Here is a 6,797-nt window from a genome sequence, read left to right as displayed (position 1 = left end):
TCACCGCCGACGACCTCATCAGCATCTGGTTCACCGCCACCCCCGACCTCCACAGCGACTTCCCCGCCGCCGCGGCCCGCCGGATCGGCATCGCCGACGTCCCGCTGCTCTGCGCCCAGGAACTCGACGTGGCCGGGGCCATGCCCCGGGTCGTCCGCCTCCTCGCCCACGTCGAGACCGATCTGCCCAAGAACCGCGTCGCGCACGTCTACCTCGGCGCCGCGGCCGCCCTGCGCAAGGACATCGCCCAGTGAGAACAGCGCTCGTCATCGGAACCGGACTCATCGGCACCTCGGCCGCGCTCGCCCTCGCGGGCCGGGGCGTCACGGTCCACCTCCGCGACCACGACCCGGCGCGCGCCCGCACCGCCGCCGCCCTCGGCGCCGGCACCGACGAGGCGCCCGGGGGCCCCGTGGACCTCGCGATCGTCGCCGTGCCACCGGCGCACGTCGCCGCCACCCTCGCCGAGGCCATGGGCGCCGGGCTCGCCCGCGGCTACCTGGACGTCGCCAGCGTCAAGGGCGGCCCGAAGCGGGAGCTGGAGGCCCTGGGCCTCGACCTCACCGCGTACATCGGCACCCACCCCATGTCCGGCAAGGAACGCTCCGGGCCCCTCGCGGCCACCGCCGACCTCTTCGAGGGACGGCCGTGGGTGCTCACCCCGACCCGGGACACCGACACCGAGGTCCTCAACCTCGCCCTGGAGCTCGTCGCGCTCTGCCGCGCCGTGCCCGTCGTCATGGACGCCGACGCCCACGACCGGGCGGTCGCGCTCGTCTCCCACACCCCGCAGCTCGTCTCCTCGATGGTCGCCGCCCGTCTGGAGGAGGCCGACGAGGCGGCGGTACGGCTCTGCGGGCAGGGCATCAGGGACGTCACGCGCATCGCCGCCTCCGACCCGCGCATGTGGGTGGAGATCCTCTCCGCCAACCCGGGCCCCGTCGCCGACGTCCTCGCGGGCGTCGCCGCCGACCTGGACGAGACCGTCCGCGCCCTGCGCTCCCTCCAGTCGGCCGACGAGGAGAAGCGCCGGGAAGGGGCCGGCGGCGTCGAGGACGTCCTGCGCCGGGGCAACACCGGCCGGGCCCGCGTCCCCGGCAAGCACGGCGCCGCGCCCACGGTGTACGAGACCGTCGCGGTCCTCATCAGCGACCGGCCCGGCGAGCTGGCCCGCATCTTCGCCGACGCCGGCCGCGCCGGTGTCAACATCGAGGACGTCCGCATCGAGCACGCCACCGGCCAGCAGGCGGGCCTGGTGCAGCTCATGGTGGAGCCCTCCGCGGCCCCGGTGCTGGGCGCCGCCCTCCAGGAACGCGGCTGGGCCCTGCGCACGGGCTGAGGGTTCACGCCGCCTTCCTCGCGGGAGGGCCCGGTTCGCGACCGCCCCGGTGGTCCGCGTCCGCCCCGGCGGGGCGCGGCCCGCCCGGCGGGTGCACGGCCCGCCGGGCGGGGGCCCGAACGGGCGGGGCCGAACGGGTGCCGGGGACTCGGTAACCTTGTGGGGGTCCCCCGCATCTCCGCCGGGCCCTACCGCTCACCCAGGAAGGTGTTCCCACCGTGGAATCCGTGATCGTCGCCATCGACGGGCCGTCCGGCACGGGCAAGTCGAGCACCTCGAAGGCGGTCGCCGCCAAGCTGGGGCTGAGCTACCTCGACACCGGCGCCCAGTACCGGGCGATCACCTGGTGGATGATCAGCAACGGGGTGGACGTCAGCGACGCCGAGGCCGTCGCCAACGCCGCCGCCAAGCCGGTCATCGTCTCCGGTACGGACCCGGCCCGGCCCACCATCACCGTCGACGGCGCCGACGCCTCCGGTCCCATCCGGACGGAGGAGGTCACCTCCAAGGTCAGCGCCGTCAGCGCCGTTCCCGAGGTGCGCGGGCTCATCACCGAGCTGCAGCGGACCATCGCCCGCGGCGCCGAGCAGGGCATCGTCGTCGAAGGCCGGGACATCGGCACCACCGTCCTGCCCGACGCCGACCTGAAGATCTTCCTCACCGCCTCGCCCGAGGCCCGCGCCGCCCGCCGCTCCGGCGAGCTCAAGGGTGCCGACGTGCACGCGACCCAGCAGGCCCTCATCAAGCGGGACGCGGCCGACTCCAGCCGTACCACCTCCCCGCTGGCCAAGGCCGACGACGCCGTCGAGGTCGACACCACCGACCTCACGCTCGACCAGGTCATCGAATGCGTCGTGACCCTCGTCGAGGAGAAGCGGACGGCCGCCCGGTGACCCTGCCCTCCGAGAAGGGCGCCGCCGTCGGCCGGCGCATCGGGATCGGCCTGATGTACGGCCTCTGGAAGCCGCGCGTCCTCGGCGCCTGGCGGGTGCCGGCCTCCGGCCCCGTCATCCTCGCCGTCAACCACGCGCACAACATCGACGGCCCCATGCTCATGGGCACCGCCCCGCGCCCCGTGCACTTCCTCATCAAGAAGGAGGCGTTCGTCGGCCCGCTCGGCGGCTTCCTGGAAGGCATCGGGCAGCTCAAGGTGGACCGCGACAGCACCGACCGCACCGCGATAGCCAACGCCCTGGGCGTGCTCGACCAGGGCGGCGTCCTCGGGATCTTCCCCGAGGGCAGCCGCGGCGAGGGCGACTTCGCCTCGCTCCGCGCCGGCCTGGCCTACTTCGCCGTCCGGAGCGGCGCGCCCATCGTCCCCGTCGCCGTCCTGGGAAGTTCCGAGCGGCGCGGACGGTTGATCAAGGCACTGCCCCCGCTGCGCGGCCGCGTCGACGTCGTCTTCGGCGACGCCTTCGAGGCGGGGGACGGAACGGGCCGCCGCACCCGCAAGGCGCTCGACGAGGCCACCGTACGGATCCAGGAGCGGCTCACCGCCCACCTGGAAAACGCCAGGCGCCTCACCGGGCGCTGAGCGAGACTCTCAGTAGTGGGCTCCGCGAGCCGGGGACCCACCGACCACGAATGATCAAGGAACGGACTTCATGAACGACCAGCACGACCACGGGGCACTTGGCGACGCCGAGTACGCGGAGTTCATGGAGCTCGCCGCGGAAGAGGGCTTCGACGTCGAGGACGTCGAGGGCGCGATCGAGGAGGCCGGACACGGCCCCCTCCCCGTCCTCGCCGTCGTCGGCCGCCCGAACGTCGGCAAGTCGACCCTGGTGAACCGCATCATCGGCCGCCGCGAGGCCGTCGTCGAGGACAAGCCGGGCGTCACCCGTGACCGCGTCACCTACGAGGCCGAGTGGGCCGGCCGCCGCTTCAAGGTCGTCGACACCGGCGGCTGGGAGCAGGACGTCCTCGGCATCGACGCCTCCGTCGCCGCCCAGGCCGAGTACGCCATCGAGGCCGCCGACGCCTGCCTCTTCGTCGTGGACGCCACCGTCGGCGCCACCGACACCGACGAGGCCGTCGTACGGCTCCTCCGCCGCGCCGGCAAGCCGGTCGTGCTCGCCGCCAACAAGGTCGACGGCCCGGCGGGCGAGGCCGACGCCGCCACCCTGTGGTCCCTGGGCCTCGGCGAGCCGTTCCCCGTCTCCTCGCTGCACGGCCGCGGCACCGGCGACCTCCTGGACGAGGTGCTGAAGGCCCTCCCCGAGGCCCCCGAGCAGCGCTTCGGGAACGCCGTCGGCGGCCCGCGCCGCATCGCCCTCATCGGCCGCCCGAACGTCGGCAAGTCCTCGCTCCTCAACAAGGTCGCGGGCGAGGACCGGGTCGTCGTCAACGAGCTGGCCGGCACCACCCGCGACCCGGTCGACGAGCTGATCGAGCTGGGCGGCGTGACCTGGAAGTTCGTCGACACCGCCGGCATCCGCAAGAAGGTCCACCTCCAGGAGGGCGCGGACTACTACGCCTCCCTGCGGACCGCCGCCGCCGTGGAGAAGGCGGAGGTGGCCGTCATCCTCATCGACACCACCGACCGGATCTCGGTCCAGGACCAGCGCATCATCACGATGGCGGTCGAGTCGGGCCGCGCCATCGTCATCGCCTACAACAAGTGGGACGAGCTGGACGAGGAGCGCCGCTACTACCTGGAGCGCGAGATCGAGACCGAGATGCAGCAGGTCTCCTGGGCGCCCCGGGTCAACGTCTCCGCGAAGACCGGCCGCCACATGGAGAAGCTGGTCCCGGCCATCGAGACCGCCCTCGCCGGCTGGGAGACCCGCGTCCCCACCGGCCGGCTCAACGCCTTCCTCGGCGAGCTCGTCGCCGCCCACCCGCACCCGATCCGTGGCGGCAAGCAGCCCCGCATCCTCTTCGGCACGCAGGCGGGCACCAAGCCGCCCCGGTTCGTCCTCTTCGCCTCCGGCTTCCTGGAGGCCGGCTACCGCCGCTTCGTCGAGCGCCGGCTGCGCGAGGAGTTCGGCTTCGAGGGCACCCCGATCCACATCTCGGTCCGCGTGCGCGAGAAGCGCGGCAAGAAGAAGTAGGCGGGACGCCGGAACCGGCGGAAGAACGGCCGAGGGCCGGGGCGATGCGCCCCGGCCCTCGGCCGTACGTCACGAACCTCATCGCTCCCGCGCGTCTCGTCCCGCGGGTCCGCGTGGCCCCTAGGGGCTCCTGCGGGGCCCCGGCGGCAGTGCCGCCTGCGGAGCCACGGTGTACGTGTGCTGCGTCGCCGACCAGGCCGTCGGATGGGCCGCCGGCCGGCCGCCCTGCCCGTACGCCTGCCCGGTCCTGGCCCCCTGGGTGTACCCATAACCCTGCCCGTACAGGCCGGTGCTCGTCACCGTCCCGAAGGCGCGGAAGCGGAGCTCCTCCTCACCGCTGCGGTCACCCGGCAGGGTGCGGAACGACCGGCGGTACTCCGAGTACAGCGCGTCGAAGATCGGCGTCGCCGAAGGGCCTGCCGCGCCGTCGTGCGCGGGGCGCATGGCGGGAATCGGACTCGGATGAGGCTGGGGGAAGGGGTCGTATGCGTGCACATAGGTGCCAACGACCCCGCCGCCCGTCGGATGCGGCCGACTCTCCGAAAGAGGAGCCGGCCGGGGCCGCGGCACCTTGGGTACCGAGGGCCGTCCCGAGCCCCCGGAGGGCCGCTCGGGCTCTATACCGGGCCGCGCCTCCCGGCTCACGTGCCGGCCAGCGGCATCGCCGCGGCCACCAGGCGCCCGTTGGCCGCGGCCTTCTCCAGGGCGTCCCGCAGCAGGTCCTCGCGCGGCTGCTGGCCGATGGAGCCCACCGGGGCGGCGAAGACCAGGACCGTGTGCGACTTGTTGGCCGCGGCGCGCCAGCCCTCCGTCACCTGCAGCGGCTGGTGCGCCTGCCACCAGGCGGCCTGCCCGGCGCCGCCCGGTCCCGGCTGGAGCACCGAGTGCAGCTGCCCCATGGCGACCAGCACGGACCAGCCGGGCAGCACCGCCGGCTTCTGGTTGACGTCCGCGACCGGCTGGAAGCCCTGCTCGGTCAGCAGGGTGAGGAACTCGTCCGTGAGACCGTCGCCGCCGGGACGGGCCACCGGCGCCGTCGGCTCCACGACCAGCGCGGGGTGCAGCTCGCCCCCGATCAGCACGAGACCGCTGGTCACGCCCAGCACCGCCTGCTGGGGGTGGGCGGCGGTGAGCGCCTCCCCGGCCTCGAACGAGGCCACGGCGCCCTGGAGCTGCTCCTCGGGAACCCGTACGACCTGGGACGGGATGCACGTGGCGTGGGCGAAGGCGAGAACCGCCGTCTCCTCGCCGACGAACAGCACCGTGCTGGTGCGCTCCTGCTCGGAGTCGCCCGGCGTCCGGCAGGAGGTGCAGTCGTAGCTGGCAGGGGCGTTGTCGCCGGCGAGCAGCCGGTCGGCTTCTTCGTCGCCGATCTCGGCGCGTACGTCCTCGCTGACGTCGAGCATGCGCGGCACGGGTGGCTCCCTGGACTCGGTACGGGCGACGCCGGGCCGTTCCCGGGCGTCTCATGCAGAGTTCAACGGGCCAGGCTCGGCCGGGGTCACGCGCGGACGGCGGGCAACTTGCCGGAGTCCCATGCGCGACGGTGGCCCGGCGGCCCCGTCCCCGCCCGCCGCCGTCCCGCCCGGGGCCGTGCGAGGGGGCGGTGGGCGAGCTCCGCCGGCAGCCCGTCCCGGTCGGTGGGCGGGGGACGCCCCCGCCCTCCCGGGGCGGCGGTCCGGCCCTCCCCTTCCGTACCGGTGCTGCGCGCCGCGGGTGACTCCGACCGGGTGGGGTGTGCGCGGTGTTCCGCGCGGCACGCGGCCGCGGCGCCGTCCCGCTGCCTAGCCTGCAGCGATGTCGAAGATCCGATTTTGGACCGCCGGTTCGCTCGTCGCGGCCTCCGCGGCGGCGCTGGTGAGCCTTCTTCCGGCGCCCGCGCGGGCCGCCGCACCGGAACCCGTCACCGCCGCCGCCCCGACCACCGCCGCGCCGGCCTACCCGTGCGCCAACGACCAATGGCCCTGGGGCTGCGTCGCCGAGTGCGAGAGCAGCGGCCGCTGGAACGCCAACACCGGCAACGGCTACTACGGCGGGCTCCAGTTCTGGCAGCCGACCTGGGTCGAGCACGGCGGTCTGCGCTTCGCCGCCCGCGCCGACCTCGCCACCCGGCAGCAGCAGATCACCGTCGCCGAGGAAGTCCTCCGTACCCAGGGCTGGGGGGCGTGGCCGACCTGCTCCAAGCGGTACGGGCTCAGCGGGCGCGTCCACACCGTACAGCCGGGCGACACCCTCAGCTCGATCGCCCGCAGGTTCGCGATCAAGGGCGGCTGGCAGGCCCTCCACACCGCGAACCGCGAGCTGATCGGACCGGACCCGAACCGGATCACCGTCGGCACGATGCTGCGGATCGCGCCGCTCTGAGGACTCCGCGGCGCCCCGTCCGGACAGTACGTACGGACGGG

8 protein-coding genes are annotated in these 6,797 nt (G+C 74.3%); 6 read left to right on the top strand and 2 right to left on the bottom strand.

What is annotated here, in order from left to right; all coding sequences use genetic code 11:
- The 5 genes from aroH to der form a co-directional block, all read left to right on the top strand.
- Nucleotides 1-254 (top strand): chorismate mutase (aroH, locus tag RIF68_RS22265; RefSeq protein WP_309053054.1); only part of this gene is annotated, 254 nt, incomplete at its 5' end.
- Entirely contained in the window at nucleotides 251-1,339 is a 1,089-nt protein-coding gene (locus RIF68_RS22260; protein WP_309053053.1) for a prephenate dehydrogenase, read from the top strand. The genes aroH and RIF68_RS22260, both read left to right, overlap by 4 nt.
- A gap of 218 nt (nucleotides 1,340-1,557) precedes the next feature.
- The gene (cmk, locus tag RIF68_RS22255; RefSeq protein ID WP_309053052.1) at nucleotides 1,558-2,232 is read left to right on the top strand and encodes a (d)CMP kinase; all 675 of its coding nucleotides are present in this window, start codon (nucleotides 1,558-1,560) and stop codon (nucleotides 2,230-2,232) included.
- Nucleotides 2,187-2,873: a lysophospholipid acyltransferase family protein gene (locus RIF68_RS22250; protein WP_309053051.1), complete on the top strand. Its 687-nt coding sequence runs from the start codon at nucleotides 2,187-2,189 to the stop codon at nucleotides 2,871-2,873. Before cmk ends, RIF68_RS22250 begins: the two co-directional genes overlap by 46 nt.
- 70 nt (nucleotides 2,874-2,943) lie before the next feature.
- The gene (gene der, locus RIF68_RS22245; RefSeq protein WP_309053050.1) at nucleotides 2,944-4,392 is read left to right on the top strand and encodes a ribosome biogenesis GTPase Der; all 1,449 of its coding nucleotides are present in this window, start codon (nucleotides 2,944-2,946) and stop codon (nucleotides 4,390-4,392) included.
- A 120-nt stretch (nucleotides 4,393-4,512) separates the two neighbouring features.
- Here the strand turns inward: der and RIF68_RS22240 are convergent, their stop codons facing one another.
- Both RIF68_RS22240 and RIF68_RS22235 read right to left on the bottom strand, forming a co-directional pair.
- Nucleotides 4,513-4,836, bottom strand: coding sequence for a hypothetical protein (locus tag RIF68_RS22240; RefSeq protein WP_309053049.1), 324 nt, complete (start codon nucleotides 4,834-4,836; stop codon nucleotides 4,513-4,515).
- A gap of 197 nt (nucleotides 4,837-5,033) precedes the next feature.
- Complete coding sequence (locus RIF68_RS22235; RefSeq protein ID WP_309053048.1) at nucleotides 5,034-5,807, bottom strand: hypothetical protein; 774 nt, start codon at nucleotides 5,805-5,807, stop codon at nucleotides 5,034-5,036.
- A gap of 382 nt (nucleotides 5,808-6,189) precedes the next feature.
- On the opposite strand from RIF68_RS22235, the gene RIF68_RS22230 reads away from it, so the two are divergent.
- Nucleotides 6,190-6,756 carry a transglycosylase family protein gene (locus RIF68_RS22230; protein ID WP_309053047.1) on the top strand — a complete coding sequence of 189 codons (567 nt, stop codon included), beginning with the start codon at nucleotides 6,190-6,192 and terminating at the stop codon, nucleotides 6,754-6,756.
- The last annotated feature ends 41 nt before the right edge of the window (nucleotides 6,757-6,797 follow it).

This window comes from Streptomyces sp., from assembly GCF_031178505.1.
Taxonomy (GTDB): domain Bacteria; phylum Actinomycetota; class Actinomycetes; order Streptomycetales; family Streptomycetaceae; genus Streptomyces; species Streptomyces gulbargensis.
This window is presented reverse-complemented; position numbering and strand designations above follow the sequence as displayed.

Excerpts from the sequence above, each read along its gene's own strand:
- RIF68_RS22250 (WP_309053051.1), top strand. The coding sequence starts at position 2,187 with ATGCGTCGTGACCCTCGTCGAGGAGAAGCGGACGGCCGCCCGGTGACC.
- der (WP_309053050.1), top strand. The coding sequence starts at position 2,944 with ATGAACGACCAGCACGACCACGGGGCACTTGGCGACGCCGAGTACGCG.
- RIF68_RS22240 (WP_309053049.1), bottom strand. The coding sequence starts at position 4,836 with ATGCGCCCCGCGCACGACGGCGCGGCAGGCCCTTCGGCGACGCCGATC.
- RIF68_RS22230 (WP_309053047.1), top strand. The coding sequence starts at position 6,190 with ATGTCGAAGATCCGATTTTGGACCGCCGGTTCGCTCGTCGCGGCCTCC.